At 68.7% G+C, this 13,957-nt stretch carries 16 protein-coding genes; 7 read left to right on the top strand and 9 right to left on the bottom strand.

The window, feature by feature from the left end; genetic code table 11:
- Positions 1-62 precede the first annotated feature (62 nt).
- From AC5RT3_RS18110 to AC5RT3_RS18100, 3 genes are all read right to left on the bottom strand, one after another.
- Entirely contained in the window at positions 63-500 is a 438-nt protein-coding gene (locus tag AC5RT3_RS18110) for a hypothetical protein (RefSeq protein WP_494051279.1), read from the bottom strand.
- Positions 500-757 (bottom strand): hypothetical protein, encoded by a 258-nt coding sequence (locus AC5RT3_RS18105; protein ID WP_494051278.1) that lies wholly within the window; start codon positions 755-757, stop codon positions 500-502. The genes AC5RT3_RS18110 and AC5RT3_RS18105 overlap by 1 nt, the downstream gene beginning before the upstream one ends.
- 266 nt (positions 758-1,023) lie before the next feature.
- Entirely contained in the window at positions 1,024-1,308 is a 285-nt protein-coding gene (locus AC5RT3_RS18100; RefSeq protein WP_494051277.1) for a DUF1540 domain-containing protein, read from the bottom strand.
- Positions 1,309-1,616: 308 nt separating this feature from the next.
- Here AC5RT3_RS18100 and AC5RT3_RS18095 point away from each other — a divergent pair, with 308 nt between their 5' ends.
- From AC5RT3_RS18095 to AC5RT3_RS18075, 5 genes are all read left to right on the top strand, one after another.
- The gene (locus AC5RT3_RS18095; RefSeq protein WP_494124845.1) at positions 1,617-1,988 is read left to right on the top strand and encodes a DUF8129 domain-containing protein; all 372 of its coding nucleotides are present in this window, start codon (positions 1,617-1,619) and stop codon (positions 1,986-1,988) included.
- 14 nt (positions 1,989-2,002) lie between these two features.
- A complete protein-coding gene (locus AC5RT3_RS18090; RefSeq protein ID WP_494124844.1) occupies positions 2,003-3,556 on the top strand; it encodes a M20/M25/M40 family metallo-hydrolase in 1,554 nt (517 codons plus the stop codon).
- On the top strand, positions 3,537-4,706 hold the full coding sequence (locus AC5RT3_RS18085) for a carboxylate-amine ligase (protein WP_494051274.1): 1,170 nt from the start codon (positions 3,537-3,539) through the stop codon (positions 4,704-4,706). Before AC5RT3_RS18090 ends, AC5RT3_RS18085 begins: the two co-directional genes overlap by 20 nt.
- Before the next feature lie 148 nt (positions 4,707-4,854).
- Positions 4,855-6,243 carry a phosphoribosyltransferase family protein gene (locus tag AC5RT3_RS18080; protein ID WP_494051273.1) on the top strand — a complete coding sequence of 463 codons (1,389 nt, stop codon included), beginning with the start codon at positions 4,855-4,857 and terminating at the stop codon, positions 6,241-6,243.
- Entirely contained in the window at positions 6,240-6,362 is a 123-nt protein-coding gene (locus tag AC5RT3_RS18075) for a hypothetical protein (RefSeq protein WP_494124843.1), read from the top strand. Before AC5RT3_RS18080 ends, AC5RT3_RS18075 begins: the two co-directional genes overlap by 4 nt.
- On the opposite strand, the gene AC5RT3_RS18070 is transcribed toward AC5RT3_RS18075, so the two are convergent.
- The 6 genes from AC5RT3_RS18070 to AC5RT3_RS18045 form a co-directional block, all read right to left on the bottom strand.
- Positions 6,359-7,108, bottom strand: a complete 750-nt coding sequence (locus tag AC5RT3_RS18070) for an ABC transporter permease (RefSeq protein WP_494124842.1) — start codon at positions 7,106-7,108, stop codon at positions 6,359-6,361. The genes AC5RT3_RS18075 and AC5RT3_RS18070 overlap by 4 nt on opposite strands.
- A 69-nt stretch (positions 7,109-7,177) precedes the next feature.
- Positions 7,178-7,378 (bottom strand): DUF2795 domain-containing protein, encoded by a 201-nt coding sequence (locus AC5RT3_RS18065; RefSeq protein WP_494010097.1) that lies wholly within the window; start codon positions 7,376-7,378, stop codon positions 7,178-7,180.
- Positions 7,379-7,494: 116 nt separating this feature from the next.
- Positions 7,495-8,175: a potassium channel family protein gene (locus tag AC5RT3_RS18060; RefSeq protein ID WP_494010098.1), complete on the bottom strand. Its 681-nt coding sequence runs from the start codon at positions 8,173-8,175 to the stop codon at positions 7,495-7,497.
- Between the two features lie 4 nt (positions 8,176-8,179).
- Positions 8,180-9,646: a TrkH family potassium uptake protein gene (locus AC5RT3_RS18055; RefSeq protein WP_494051269.1), complete on the bottom strand. Its 1,467-nt coding sequence runs from the start codon at positions 9,644-9,646 to the stop codon at positions 8,180-8,182.
- A gap of 59 nt (positions 9,647-9,705) precedes the next feature.
- The gene (locus AC5RT3_RS18050; protein ID WP_494051268.1) at positions 9,706-10,203 is read right to left on the bottom strand and encodes a hypothetical protein; all 498 of its coding nucleotides are present in this window, start codon (positions 10,201-10,203) and stop codon (positions 9,706-9,708) included.
- On the bottom strand, positions 10,200-11,489 hold the full coding sequence (locus AC5RT3_RS18045; protein WP_494124841.1) for a serine/threonine-protein kinase: 1,290 nt from the start codon (positions 11,487-11,489) through the stop codon (positions 10,200-10,202). The genes AC5RT3_RS18050 and AC5RT3_RS18045 overlap by 4 nt, the downstream gene beginning before the upstream one ends.
- A 217-nt stretch (positions 11,490-11,706) precedes the next feature.
- Here AC5RT3_RS18045 and AC5RT3_RS18040 point away from each other — a divergent pair, with 217 nt between their 5' ends.
- Both AC5RT3_RS18040 and AC5RT3_RS18035 read left to right on the top strand, forming a co-directional pair.
- The gene (locus AC5RT3_RS18040; protein WP_494124840.1) at positions 11,707-12,675 is read left to right on the top strand and encodes an ABC transporter ATP-binding protein; all 969 of its coding nucleotides are present in this window, start codon (positions 11,707-11,709) and stop codon (positions 12,673-12,675) included.
- Positions 12,675-13,957: ABC transporter permease (locus AC5RT3_RS18035; RefSeq protein WP_494124839.1), on the top strand; the 1,283-nt coding region annotated here is incomplete at its 3' end. The genes AC5RT3_RS18040 and AC5RT3_RS18035, both read left to right, overlap by 1 nt.

The raw sequence follows: 13,957 nt of genomic DNA, 5'->3' as shown, positions 1-13,957 counted from the left end.
CGAAGCCCACAATTTCCCCTCACTGTTCCGGCGTCGCCTTATGGATCAGCCTTTCACTGGCTTCAAAGGCTCTGGTCCGGGATCTCCATCTGGAAACCGCACACGCAGCGCAGCACCCGGGTGGCCAGGTACACGCCCAGCGTCTCAGGCAGCCGCCGCTCGTTGTAGGTGCTGTGGATGCTGCGGACCTCCGCTCCGGCGGCCCGCATGGGCTGTCCGCAGTGGATGTAATGTCCCCCGAACGCCAGTACGTTGGGAGTGCTGCCGGCCCGGTTCAGGATCCGTGCCACCTCCGTGACGTCAGCCGCCTGGGTGAAAGGCATACCGCAGCCGGTGCACCGGAAGGACACCTCTACCAGGGCGGCACGGGATGCAGAATCCGCGGGAAGCGCATCAATCGAGGTGATCTCCAGGTAGTGGTCATGGCCGCACCGCCGGCATGCCAGCGGGCCGGGCCGGAACTGCGGTGCGTCCCGGTAGCCGTTCGCAGGGGTGGGCATCAAGCCACGGCCGGGTAGCTGTAAAGGATGTAGTCCGCTGCGGCGGGGCCGGTCATGTGCAGCCGGGAATCGTGGATGTCCACTCCGCACCGGTGCATCCCGGCCCGGAAGGCCTGATCCGATTTAGGAGTGAATCCGTGCAGGTTTGCCCAGCTGATGTACAGGCCGTACAGGCAGTCAGGGCCCAGCATCGTATCGCTGGAAGGATCAAAGATGGTTGCTTCTTCAAGGAACTGTTCGAAATGCGAGGCTGCCACGATGGGGCCCTTCCGCTCCTGCATCATACGCCGCCGTTGGACTGCAGCAGCTACTCCCGGGGCCTGTGCAGATGGGCCGGGGAGGGCGGGCCATGACGCCCGTCACAGTTCCGAATGTACCGGTGATCGGGAGGGAAGTACAGGGCTTGGCGTACGACGGCGGGACGGCAGGGGGTGCCCGTGGGAGGGAAAATCCCCGCCCGGACACGACGGAGCACCCGGGGGCGTTGCCGTCCCGGGTGCTCCGGATCCTTCAGGTGTGCTGGCTACGCGTGCGAGTACGTCAGGCAGTCGGCGTTGTCCCGGCCGGGGCCGACGTGCACCTCAGGCGCCTTGCACATCAGGTGGTCGTTGTGGATGCATTCGCTGCGCTGGCAGGCTCCGACGTCGGCCAGGACCTTGGGAAGGCCGCCGTGAACTCCGGTTTCAATGAACGTGGCGCAGTGCGCGTGGTTTTCGGCGCCGCCCACGGTGATGGCGGCTGCGTTGCAGTTGGTGTGGTCGTTAAAGGAACAGTTCGTTACGCTGCAGTCCGCGACGTGCGTTGTCATTGGAAAGTCCTCCTTGGCCGGCCGCCCGGGATAGGCGGCCCTCGTGCGTCTACCGTAAGCCCGCCGGAACCAATCAAAAAGACCCAATAATGTTCGCTAATTTCCAGCCTTCCGGCCTGTGGCGGCCACGCAGAGGCCTTCCCGTCCCGGAAAAACGGGAGGCGCTGACCCTTTCCGCGGATTGATAAGGGTGCTTATTATGTTGTTCTCTTCGGCGGTAAGCAGAGTCCGTCATCACTTCCGTCCGCCGCTGCAGCCGGCGGACTGGCCAGCATACGGGTAGCGAAGAGATTGGAAGAAAAGCCAAGATGAATGACATTCCTGAGCACAATGTCCCCGGGCAAAGCGTCCCTGAACACAAGGACCTGGCCCTGCCGGACTACGACCATCTGCCTTTGGGGACGCTTCCCACGCGCATCACGGGTTTGGCGGAAGCCGACGTGGCGCAGCTGATCGGCTACGAGAAGGAGCACGGGAACCGGCTGCCTGTCCTGCAAGTCCTGGAGAAGAGGCTGCAGGACCTGCAGGCGGGTGCGGAGCCGAGCGGGCCACAGGCGCCTAGTACCCCGGAAGTGACACCAGGTGCCGCGCCCGCGCAGCAGCCCACATCGGTGCCCGGTCCGCCGGTCAACCCGCCCTCCCACGGTGACCCCACGAACCCGGCGCAGCCGCGGTTATGACCTGAGGAGCGGGCATGGACAGGCAGGACAGCCCCGCCGCCGCTGCCTCAACGGACGACGGCGGCGCGGACCCGCACGCCTATGTCCACTCCCGGCGGGCAGACCTGAAGCGTCAGTTGGCCGAGTGGGTGCAAGTCCCGGGAATATTGGGGGAACCCGGGCACACCAAGGACCTGCTCCGCTCGGCCAACTGGCTGGCCGCCGCGTTCCGGGACATCGGCTTCCCTGTTGTCGAGGTGCAACCCACGGGGGACTCGCACGCGGTGTACGCGGAGTGGTGTGCGGCCCCCGGCGCTCCTACCGTCCTGGTCTACAGCCACCACGACGTCCGTGCCGTGAAGCCGGACAACTGGAACCAGACGGCACCGTTCCAGCCGGCGGTGCGCGAGGGCAGGCTGTACGGCCGGGGAAGCTCGGATGCCAAGGGCCAGGTCCTGGCCCACCTCGAGGGAGTCCGCGCCCACCTCCACCAACGCTCTCTCACTTCCGGCGCCCAAAACCCCAACGCCCGCTCACTTGTGGCGGCAAAAACCGAAACGCACGCTCACCCCACTTTCCCCCAACAGGCAGGTCCCGTGCCCGCCGTCAACCTGAAATTCCTCGTCGAGGGCGAGGAGGAAGGCGGCTCCCCGAACCTGGCCAAGCTCCTGGAGGAACAGACGGAAACGTTCCAGGCCGACGTCGTGCTTTTCTCCGACACCCTGCTCTGGCGCGAAGACCACCCCGCCCTGTGCGTGGGCCTGCGCGGAATGCTCAGCGCGCAGCTGGAGGTGTTCGGCCCCGAGCGCGACGTCCACAGCGGAGCCGTCTCAGGCAACGCCCCGAATCCGGTGTTCGAACTGAGCCGGCTGCTGGCGCAGCTGCACGACGAGGACGGCCGGATCGCCATCCCGGGGTTTTACGACGACGTGGAGCCGCTGCCAGCAGACCTGCGGCAGGCTGTTGCGGACCTTCCGTACAGCGACGAGGACTGGCTCGCGCATTCCGAGAGCGGCGCCATTACAGGGGAGGAGGGCTACACGGTGCTGGAACGGCTGTGGCTGCGGCCCGCCGTCGAGGTCACCTCCCTGGTTGCCGGCGATCCCGGGGAAGTCTCCCGCGCTGCCGTGCCGGCCGTCGCCGCCGCGGACCTCAGCTTCCGCACCGTGCCCGGCCAGCGGGTGGAGAAGGTGGCCGAACTGCTGCGGCAATGGGTGGACGCCACCATCAGCGGCGCCTTCCACCACCGGCTGACCCCGGACCTTGAAACGGCGCAGGAGCCGTACCGGACCCCGGACCACCCCGCAGTTCACGCGCTGGAGCGGGCCATGGCGCGGGGCTTCGGGTCCGGCAGCGTAGGCAGGATGGGCAACGCGGGCGGAGGGCCAGCCGAGCTTCTGTCCCGCGTGCTCCATGCGCCGGTGCTGTTTTTCGGAACCGGGCTTGTGGAGGACCACTGGCATGACAGCGACGAGAGCGTCAGCCTGGACGTCCTGGAGAACGGCGCCGTGACGCTGGCCTGTTTCTGGGACGAACTTGCAAGGATGCAACGAGTAAAGGACGACGGCGATGGACACCTTTCCGAATAACGGCACCGGCGGTCCGGGCACGGGCAGCGGCGGGAACGTCAGGACCTTCGGTGTGGAGGAGGAACTGCTCCTGGTGGACCCGGGCAGCGGGGACGCCGTGCCGATGGCGGGGGCGCTCCTGGATCTGTATGTCCGGCCGCTCGAGTCCAGTGCCGGTCCCGTCCTGACAGCCGAATTCCAGCAGGAAATGATCGAGGTGGTCACCCCGCCGCATTCCACCATGGCTGCCCTGGAGGCCGACATCGTGGCCGGCCGGGCCATCGCGCACCAGGCGGGGGAGGACGTGGGGGTGCGGGTGGCCGCACTGGGCACCTCGCCGCTGCCCTGCGACCCGCACCCGGTGAAGCTGCGGCGCTTCGCAGCCATGGCGGAGGAGTACGGGCTGACCGCACGGGAACAGCTCACCTGCGGCTGCCACATCCACGTCTCGATCGAATCACCGGAGGAGGGCGTGGGGGTGCTGGACAGGATCCGGAACTGGCTGCCGGTGCTGACCGCGCTCAGCGCAAACTCGCCCTTCTGGCACGGGCAGGACACCGGCTACGCCAGCTACCGGTCGCAGGTGTGGAACCGCTGGCCGTCCGCCGGGCCGCTGGAAATCCTGCGGACACCGGACGCCTACTACCAGCTGGTGCATGACATGGTGGACACCGGCGTCGCGTTGGACGAGGGCATGATCTACTTCGACGCCCGGCTCTCCCGGCACTACCCCACGGTGGAGGTCCGGCTCGCCGATGTCTGCCTGCGGCCGGAGAACACGGTGCTGCTCGCCGGGATCTCCCGGGGACTGGTGGAAACGGCCGCGCGGGAGTGGCGGGCCGGCGTCGAACCGGTGGCCGTGCCCACGGCGCTGCTGCGGCTGGCCGGCTGGAAGGCCAGTCGCTGGGGACTGCGCGGGGAACTCCTGGATCCGGTGACCAGCAGGCCTGCGCCGGCGCTCGCCGTCGTCAATTCCCTGCTGAACCATATCCGCCCTGCACTGGAGGACATTGGGGACCTGCAGCGGGTGGAGGAGCTGACGGACAACCTGCTGCATGTGGGCACCGGCGCCGTCCGGCAACTCGAGGTGCTGCACCGCACCGGCGACCTCGAGGACGTGGTGGACGACGCCGCCAACTGCACGGTGGGGGTCGCAGCGGGCGGCGCCTAGGAATTCTGGAGCGGAACGGGTGCGGCGTCAGCAGACTTGGGTCTTTCTGCCCTAGAAGGCGGTGCTGCCCGGGCGTTGACTGGAATTGCGGGCGGACCGCCCGCGGGAGGTTAACTAGCAGGGAGGCTTTTCCCGGGAGGACGCGGCAATGGTCGAGTTCCTTGACAGGGCCGACGCCGGCCGGCGGCTTGGGCAGCGCCTGGCCGGACTGCGGGGCCGGGACGTGGTGGTGCTGGGATTGCCCCGCGGCGGAGTTCCGGTGGCGTTCGAGGTGGCAAAAGCCCTCGACGCGCCGCTGGATGTGGTCATGGTCCGGAAACTGGGGGTTCCGTTCCAGCCGGAAGTGGCCATGGGCGCCATCGGGGAGGGCGGCGCCCGGGTCCTGGATGAGCGCGTCCTCTCCCTGGCCCGCGTCACGGACGAGGACCTGGCCGGCGTCGAAAGCGGGGAACGCGGACTGTTGGAGGACCGGACTGCGCGGTACCGGCAGGGCCGGCCGCGCACCGACCTCCACGGTCGCACGGCCGTTGTGGTGGACGACGGAATCGCCACCGGTTCCACGGCGCGGGTCGCCTGCCAGATCGCCCGTCAGCTTGGCGCGGCGCGGGTGGTCCTGGCTGTGCCGGTGGCCCCGGCCCGTGCCATTCCCTTGCTGACGGAAGCGGACGACGTCGTCTGCCTGGCTACCCCGCGGAACTTCCGGGCCGTGGGCCACTACTACGACGACTTCTCGGCCACCGGGGACGAAGAGGTGGTCCGGTTGCTGGACGACGCCGAACGCCGGCTTCGCAGGGTCCGCGGAAATACAGGGCAGGAGGGCAGGGTGCAGGGTGAATCAGGGCAGGAGGGCTTCGTGCGGGGTGAAGGGGCCGAGGAAGAAGTCGAGATCCCGGCCAACGCAGTCCGGCTGAGTGGCAGCCTCCACCGGCCTCCCGGGTGTGAAGGCATGGTCATTTTCGCCCACGGCAGCGGAAGCAGCCGGCACAGTCCGCGCAACCGGTATGTGGCGTCAGTCCTCCATGATGCCGGACTGGGCACGCTGCTGCTTGACCTTCTCACGCCGGCGGAGGAAGTGGACCGGAGCAACGTGTTTGATATCGCCCTGCTGGCCCGGCGGCTCCGCTCTGCCACCCGGTGGGTGGAATCGCGGCAGGACGGCTGGCATGGCCGGATCGGCTACTTCGGGGCGAGCACGGGGGCCGGCGCCGCGCTGTGGGCAGCCGCCGAACCGGACGCCGAGATAGCAGCCGTGGTGTCCAGGGGCGGCCGGCCGGACCTTGCCGGGACGCGGCTCGCCGCCGTGCGTGCCCCCACGCTGCTGATCGTGGGCGGCTCCGATCCCCAGGTGCTTGCCCTCAACCGGGAGGCCCAGTCCCTGATGCGGGCCACCACGCGGCTGGAAATCGTGCCGGGAGCCAGCCATCTATTCGAGGAGCCCGGAACCCTGGCCAGGGCTGCCGAACTGGCCGCGGGATGGTTCAGCCAGTACCTGCTCGCTTCATCGGACGGAAGCTCCAGGCGGGAGGTCCAGCAATGACCGGTGGGAGCGGCGATGAGGACGCCGGCCGGGGACGGGAGCTGGACGAGATCCTGGCCCGTCCCCTGGACACCGCCGCCGACCTCGGCGGGCTGGTCAGGCCCTGCAGGAGTTCTTAGGCGAGCGCTTCCGGGCGCACCTTCAGGGAGCGCAGGGATCGCATCAGCGCGACGGCGGTCAACGACCCGGCTGCCAGGATGGACGCCAGCACTACCACCTGGAAGCGGCCGGCCTCAAGGGGTGAGGCGCCTCCGAAGATGGCGCCCACAAAGGCGCCGGGCAGGGTCACCAGGCCGGTGGTTTTGGTCTGGTCAGTCGACGGGATCAGCGCTGCGTGCACGGAATCGCGGGCCTGCCGGAGCGTGGCCCGGCCGGGCGCGGCGCCGAGCGCCAGCCAGCCCTCCACCTCGTCCCACTGCTCCCGCACCGCCTCATAGAACCTGCGGCCGGCCAGGACGGCGATGGTCATGCAGTTGCCGATCACGATGCCGCCGACGGCCAGGACGTACCGCGGCGCGAATTCGATGGCTCCGGTGCCGAACACCACGCCGAGGGTCACCAGGACACCGGCCGCCATCGTGGCGGACACCACCGCGAACCGGTGCCAGGACCACGCCAGCCGGCGGGTGGCCGTCACCGCGGCCACGGTGAACATGACCAGCAGCGCCGCCCCCACCCAGAAGGGATCGGTGATGATGCCGCCCAGGACCAGGCTGATGAGCGCCAGTTGGGCCGCCCCGCGGAGGATGGCGGCAGCGGGAGCAGCGTACGACGGCGTCCGCGAGCCCCACAGGACGCCCACCGTGAGTGCCACCAGGAGGGCGAGGGCCACGAGTGTGGGCACCAGGGCGGCAAGGTCAGGCATGCTGCCAGCTTAGGCGGGCCGGCAGGGACAGGCGCTGTACGACAGGCCCTGTCCCCGCCCGGTGACGCTTTAGGAGTTGCTGTCGGAGATTGCGGAGCTGACGGCCGTGGGGCTGTCGTATTCCTTGTCCGGAATAGCTTCGAGTGCCTGGATCACGTTGCTGTCGGCGCCCGAGTCCTTCGCCCTGGACAGCAGGGCGTCACGCTTGGCGGGATAGTCCACGCCGCCGAGGAACTTCTGGATCTGGATCGGGTTTGGGGTGTCGGCCATCGGGTTTCCTTTCTCGTGCCGGCTCTGAATCCGCGCACCGCCCCCGGCAGGAGGCGGGCGCGGACGGCTTCATCGTAGCCGCGACTGCTCCCGGTGGGAACGGGTGCGGGTGGATCCTAGGCCTGCTGGCTGAACCCCTCCGCCAGGTTTTTGGGACCCTGCACAATGATCTGGTCGTCGTCGTACAGGACGGTCTGGGCGGTGGTGTGCGTCCAGGTCCCGCCGGGCCGCTTCACGGCCACGATGGTGATCCCGTACTGGTCGCGGAGGCCGAGGACACCGAGCGGCCGGTCCCGGGCAACCAGAGGCGGCTGGGTGCGGATCATCACGAAGTCGTCCTCGAATTCCACGTAGTCCAGGATTGAGCCGCGGACCAGGTGCGCCACCCGCTTCCCCATGTCGTGCTCGGGCCGGATCACGTTCTCGACGCCGAGCTGGGCCAGGATTTCGGCGTGCGGTTCGCTGATGGCCTTGGCCCAGATCTGCGGATGCTTGAAGGTGAGCAGCCGGGAGGTGGTCAGGATGCTGGCCTCAAGGTCCGTGCCGATGCCCACCACTACCCTGTCGAACTCGTGGACTGACAGCTGCCGCAGCACAGCCTCCTTGGTGGAGTCGGCGCGGACCACGTGCGTGAGGACGCCGTTGTAGGACTGCACGATCTCCTCGTTGCTGTCGATGCCCAGCACCTCCGTGCCCTGCGCTTCCAGCTCCAGCGCCAGTGACCCGCCGAACCGGCCCAGCCCGATCACTGCCACGGAGTCGGCCTGGGCGGCGCGTCCTGCTCGCCGGGAAAACATGTCCTTAGCCAATGAGGGGCCTTTCCTTCGGGTATTCGTACATGATGGGGCGGCTGCGGAGAGCCAGGGCGGTGCCGAGCGTGACGGGACCCAGGCGGCCGATGAACATGAGCAAGATCAGCACCACCTGGCCTGCCGGGGGCATTCCCGCCGTGATGCCGGTGGAGAGCCCCACCGTGGCGAAGGCGGAGACCACCTCGAAGAGGATCCGTTCCTGGCCGAAGTCGGTGATGAGCATCAGGAACATCGTGGACGCCGTGATGAGGGCGATGGCCAGCAGGACCACGGTAATGGCCTGGCGGTGGACGGCCCGGGAGAGGCGTTTGCCGAAGATGTTCACCGCCGTGCCGCCGCGCAGTTCGGTGGCCATGATGAAGAACAGGACGGCGAACGTGGTGATCTTGAGGCCGCCCGCCGTCCCGGCCGGGCCGCCGCCAATGAACATCAGGATGTCCATGCCCAGCCAGGACACCGGGTGCATCTGGCTGATGTCAATGCTGTTGAATCCCGCGGTGCGGGTGATTGTGGACTGGAAGAACCCGCCCAGGACCCGCTCACCGGGAGGCAGCGCACCCAGCGTGGCGGAATTTGTCCACTCCGCGGCCGTCAGGAACACCGTGCCGCCAACCAGGAGGACAGCGCTGCCCAGCAATACCAGCTTGGTGTGCATGCTCCAGAAGACGGGCTGGCGGAACTGGCGGCGCAGTTCGAACAGGACGGGGAACCCAAGGCCGCCGATGATCACGGCCGCGGCAATGGGCAGGCATACCCAGGGATCGCTCACGAACCCCATGAGATTGTCCGAGTACAGCGCAAACCCGGCATTGTTGAAGGCGGAGATCGAGTGGAACACCCCGTGCCACAGTGCCTCGCCGGGGGAGTAGCCGTAGCTGAGCAGGAACCGCAGCATCAGCACCAGGGCCAGCGTGACCTCAACGAGCAGGGTGATGATGAAGACACCCAGCAGGACCCGGCGGACGTCGCCGAAGCCGGCGCTCTTGGTTTCCGCGGCGGCCAGCATTTTGGAGCGCAGGCCCAGCCGCCGGGCGGTCAGGACGCCCAGCAGGGTGCCGAAGGACATCACGCCGAAACCACCCACCTGGATCAGGGCCAGGATCACCACTTGCCCGAAGCCGCTCCAGAACACCGGGGTGTCCACGGTCACCAGTCCCGTCACGCAAACGGCCGACGTCGCGGTGAACAGGGCCTCCAGGAAGGATGCGCCGCCGCCGCCGTTCCTCGCGATCGGCAGCATCAACAGCCCGGTTCCAACGGCGATAACTAGCGCAAACCCGAGGACGATGAGCTGGGCAGGGTGCCGAGGCAGCAGGCGCCGCACGAGCTTTTGCAGGGTGGAGAGCTGCTGGTTCTGGAAGGCTGCGACAGAGCGGCTGTAGCCAGCAAGAATTAGGCTTGGTTTTCGCCTCCGGTGCGGTGGCGTGGGGCCGCGCTGGTAGGCCTTCAAATGCATAGGCGTCACCGTACCACCTGGGCAGTACGTTGCTGGAAGGGCAGGGGCCAACGCAGGTATCAGCCGTTGCCGCGTTTTTTCTCGGCTTCCTTCTGCGCCTCTTCCAGCTTCTTTTCCGCTTCCTTGCGCAGTTCCTCGGCTTCCTCCTGGGCCTTCTCCCGCTGTTCCTCGGCTTCCTTCCTGGCCTCCTCCGCCTGTTCCAGCTGCTCCTCGGTCAGGGTCGCCGGGGCGGAAGGCTGCGGGGCAGGAGCCGCGGCTGCCGCCAGATCATTGCGGATGCTACTGATCGCGGCCTCGATCCGGCTCTTCCGCTGCTCGGACATCCGGCCCTGTCCGGCTGCCGTCGCCACGTCCTGGCTCAGCTGCTGAAGCTCGGCCCGGGCCGCGGGAAAGTCCTGCTGGGCCGCGTGCTGCTTGGCCACGGCTACCCGCTGCTGCAGCTGTTCGGCCACCCCGCCGTCCAGGTCGGGTCCGGCGGAACATCCGGCCAGGAGCCAAAGGCCAAGGCAGGCGGCCAGGATCAGGGCCGTGAATCTTCGGACCGGGGTGTGCCTCATGGCGTGACGCTCTCTTCCAGTTCCTTGAAGTGTTCGCCCAGCTGCCCCGGAATCGTGGGGCCCGGAGTTTCCGCCGGGCCTGGCCCCGGCTGCCGGATTGACGTCAGCAACACCACGGCGAGGACCACGACGACGGCGGCCGCCGCGGCCAGGATCCACAACCGGCTGCCGCGCAAGACAGCAGGCTTCCGCCACTGGCGCCGCGAGGGCCCCGCCTGGCGGGCCGGCTTTTCCCCGGCGGAGGCCGGCGCGTGGGACGGCATCTGCGGGGCAGGCTGCCAGGAGGTGGCATTGGTTGCCTGGTGTTCCGGCAGAAGGGGAAGCCGGGCAGCCGCTGCCGGGCTGGCCGGCTGCGGCAGGGCAGCGCCCGCGTCCAGGACACGGGTTGCCGGAAACGATGTCTCCGCGGCTGGCGAACCCTTCGCCCCTTCGGCGGGAAGCGCCCAACCGGCTGCGGCGCCCATCGTTGCCGCCACATCCGCCGCAGCGGGCCGGTCCTGCGGGTTCCTCGACGTCATGGCCGTGAGCAGCGACGTCCACTGCGGCCCCAGACCGTCGGGGATGCGCGGGCCGCGGGAGAGCCGGGCGACGGCGGCTTCCATGGGCGGCCCGGGAAATGCCACGCTCCCAGTGAGTGCTTCCAGCAGGACAAGGCCCAGCGAATAGATATCAGCCGGCGGCCCCACCGCGTCGCCCCTTGCCTGCTCCGGACTCAGGTAGGCAGCCGTTCCGGGGACCATGTTGGTTGCGGTGACCCGGACGCCGTCGAGCATCCGCGCGATGCCGAAATCGGCAAGCTTGGGGCGGAGCGGGGCGTCGGCCGCGTAGCGGGTGAGGAGGATGTTGGCAGGCTTCACGTCCCGGTGCACCACGCCGCGCTGGTGGATGTAGTGCAGTGCCTCGGCCAGTTCGGCTCCCAGCCGCGCGGCGTCATTACCGGCCAACGGCCCGTCCGCCAGCTGCCGGTGGAGGTCTGTTCCCTGCACCAGTTCCATGACCAGGAACGGCACTTCGCGCTGCCCGCGGACCAGCGTGCCGGTGTCGAAGAGCGTGACGAGGCCATGGTGGTTCAGCTGCGCCAGCATCCGGGCCTCCGACTGCTGCCTCGCGAGCTCGTTGGCGTCGGTGATGTCCTCGCGGAAAATCTTCAGCGCCACCGGCCGGTCCAGAACCTGGTCGGTCCCCCGGTATACGCTCCCCATCCCGCCGTGGCCCAGCACTTCGTCCACCCTGTAGCGCCCGCCCAGGACGGTCCCGGCCAGGCCGGTTGCCGTGTATTCGGTCATGGTTGCCGCCTTCCGTCTGCATCCACTCTAGGCGCATCGCCCCCTGCAGCAGGGGGTCTCGAGGCAGCTGCGAAGGCCTCTACCGCGGCACATCTGCCGCTTGTATGATGTGGACCGGAGAGCCGGGAAGCCTGGTCGGCCCGCAGACCTGCACGCCTGCGGCACGTACCTGGCAGCCGCCTGGGGCGTGAGCTGCGAGACCACGAACGGAACCGCCATGCACACAGATTCAACCCCCGTTGTCCACACCTCCGGACTTGTGAAGAACTTCGGGCGGACCACCGCGCTGGCAGGCCTGGACCTGACTGTCCTGCCCGGCGAGGTCCACGGCTTCCTCGGGCCCAACGGCGCCGGAAAGTCCACCACCCTCCGAATCCTCCTGGGGCTGATCAAGCCCAGCTCCGGAACCGCCAGGGTTTTCGGGATCGACCCCTGGGCCGAACCGGTCCGGGCGCACCAGGACGTCGCCTACGTTCCCGGAGACGTGACGCTCTGGCCCAACTTGTCCGGCGGCGAGGTCATAGACTTGCTGGCCGGGCTCCGCGGCGGGGCCGACGAAGCCCTGCGCCGGCAGCTGATCGAGGAATTCGACTTCGATCCGCGGCGGAAGGCCCGCACCTATTCCAAAGGGAACAGGCAAAAGGCAGCACTGATCGCCGCGTTTTCCCGCCGCGCCAGGCTGTACCTGCTGGATGAGCCAAGTTCGGGCCTGGACCCGGTGATGGACGCCGTCTTCCGCCGGCATGTCCGGCGGGTCACCGGCGAGGGGGCCACGGTGCTGCTGTCCAGCCACATCCTGGCGGAAGTGGAACAGCTGTGTGACCGGGTGACCATCATCCGGTCCGGGACCGCGGTGGAGTCGGGGACCCTGGCCGAACTACGGCACCTGACCCGAACCCGCTTCCGAGCTACCGCGGCCGTGCAACCGGACGTGCTGGCGGCCCTGCAGGGCTTCCACGACGTGCGGACAGACGGGGACGTCATCGAGTTCGACGCCGACGCCGCCCACCTTGGTGCCGTGCTGGACGCGCTCGCGTCGGCGGGCGTCACCGGCATCACGGCCGCGCCGCCGTCGTTGGAAGAGCTGTTCCTGCGGCATTACAGCGACCAGCCGCCCGTGCCGCAGATCCAGGCCCGGCAGGGCCAGGCCCAGCAGGGCCAGGCCCAGCAGGGCCAGGTGCTCTGATGGGCGCCGTCCTGCGCCTGGCACTGCTCCAGGCACGGCGTGACTGGGCAATCCTTGCCGCGTGGATCGTGGGCATTGCCGGGCTGGGGTATGCCGCAGCCACAGCCATCATCATCCAGTTCGCGGCGGACAATGAGCGGGCCGCCCTGGTTGCCGTGGCCGCCGCCAGTCCGGCTTTCCTGTTCCTGCGCGGCCTCCCGGACGGCATCAGCTCCGGCGCGGTCACGTTCTTCCAGGGCTATTCCTTCACCGCGGTTCTGGCGGGGCTGATGGGCACGTTCCTGGTGGTCAGGCACACTCGGGCGGATGAGGACCAGGGCCGCCTCGAACTCCTCGGCTCCACGGGCATGACCCGGGCTGCGCCGCTGCAAGCCACGCTGCTGCTTGGAACCTGCGCCAACGTGGTCCTCGCCCTGGCCGTGGCCGGTGGTTTCGCAGGGGCTGGCCTGCCGGTTGAGGGTTCCTTCCTGGCGGGGGCGGCTGTGGGTGCCGTCGGACTGTTCTTCGTTGGCGCCGCGGCGCTGGTGGCCCAGGTGATGCCGTCCGCCCGCACTGCCAACGGAACTGGTGCAGCGCTGGTAGGTGCCGCCTATATGGTCCGGGGCGCCGGAGACGCCCTCGGCACCGCCGATCTCTCAACCCTGCAGGTCACCCCCGCCTGGCCTTCCCTTCTGTCGCCGGTCGGCTGGGGGCAGCGCATCCGGCCCTTTACGGAGGCCGATCCGCTGCCGCTGCTGGTCCTGGCCAGTGCCGCCTTGATTCTGGGGGCGGCGGCCGTGGTGCTCCGCCGGGAGCGGGACCTGGGTGCCAGCTATATCGCGGCCAACGAGTCGGGCCCGGAGCACGCCCGCCCGGACTTAGTGTCGATGCCCGGGCTCGCATGGAGGCTGCAGCGCGGAAGTGTGGCCAGCTGGTGCTTCACCGCGGCCGTGATGGGGTCAGTGGCCGGCGGACTGGGCCCGGTGGTCGAGGATGCGCTGGCTGGCAACCGTGCGCTGATGGAACTGATGGGCCGCCTGGTTCCGGGGGAGTCGGCCATGGTGGACCTGTTCACCACGGCCATGCTCGGCATTGTCGGAGTACTGGCGGCCGCCGCGGGAATCCAGGCGGTGCTGCGGCTGAGGGCGGAAGAAGCCGAGGGGCGGGCCGAGCTGCTCCTGGCCGTTCCGGCGTCGCGCCTCCGTTGGCTGGCCGGGACACTCGCCGTCGCCGTCATCACCACGACGGCGGTCGCGGCCGCCGCGGGAGCCGCGGCGGCCGCAGGGCGCACCGTCTCCCAACC

The sequence above is a fragment of the Arthrobacter sp. Y3221159 genome, from assembly GCF_059089885.1.
Note: the sequence above shows the minus strand (reverse complement) of the source record. Positions and strands in the feature narration are given on the sequence as shown.

Bases quoted from the DNA above. Each gene is read 5' to 3' on its own strand.
- AC5RT3_RS18070 (WP_494124842.1), bottom strand. From the start codon at position 7,108: ATGCCTGACCTTGCCGCCCTGGTGCCCACACTCGTGGCCCTCGCCCTC.
- AC5RT3_RS18050 (WP_494051268.1), bottom strand. From the start codon at position 10,203: ATGAGGCACACCCCGGTCCGAAGATTCACGGCCCTGATCCTGGCCGCC.
- AC5RT3_RS18100 (WP_494051277.1), bottom strand. From the start codon at position 1,308: ATGACAACGCACGTCGCGGACTGCAGCGTAACGAACTGTTCCTTTAAC.
- AC5RT3_RS18095 (WP_494124845.1), top strand. From the start codon at position 1,617: ATGAATGACATTCCTGAGCACAATGTCCCCGGGCAAAGCGTCCCTGAA.
- AC5RT3_RS18065 (WP_494010097.1), bottom strand. From the start codon at position 7,378: ATGGCCGACACCCCAAACCCGATCCAGATCCAGAAGTTCCTCGGCGGC.
- AC5RT3_RS18060 (WP_494010098.1), bottom strand. From the start codon at position 8,175: ATGTTTTCCCGGCGAGCAGGACGCGCCGCCCAGGCCGACTCCGTGGCA.
- AC5RT3_RS18080 (WP_494051273.1), top strand. From the start codon at position 4,855: ATGGTCGAGTTCCTTGACAGGGCCGACGCCGGCCGGCGGCTTGGGCAG.
- AC5RT3_RS18045 (WP_494124841.1), bottom strand. From the start codon at position 11,489: ATGACCGAATACACGGCAACCGGCCTGGCCGGGACCGTCCTGGGCGGG.
- AC5RT3_RS18055 (WP_494051269.1), bottom strand. From the start codon at position 9,646: ATGCATTTGAAGGCCTACCAGCGCGGCCCCACGCCACCGCACCGGAGG.
- AC5RT3_RS18040 (WP_494124840.1), top strand. From the start codon at position 11,707: ATGCACACAGATTCAACCCCCGTTGTCCACACCTCCGGACTTGTGAAG.
- AC5RT3_RS18090 (WP_494124844.1), top strand. From the start codon at position 2,003: ATGGACAGGCAGGACAGCCCCGCCGCCGCTGCCTCAACGGACGACGGC.
- AC5RT3_RS18075 (WP_494124843.1), top strand. From the start codon at position 6,240: ATGACCGGTGGGAGCGGCGATGAGGACGCCGGCCGGGGACGGGAGCTG.
- AC5RT3_RS18085 (WP_494051274.1), top strand. From the start codon at position 3,537: ATGGACACCTTTCCGAATAACGGCACCGGCGGTCCGGGCACGGGCAGC.
- AC5RT3_RS18110 (WP_494051279.1), bottom strand. From the start codon at position 500: ATGCCCACCCCTGCGAACGGCTACCGGGACGCACCGCAGTTCCGGCCC.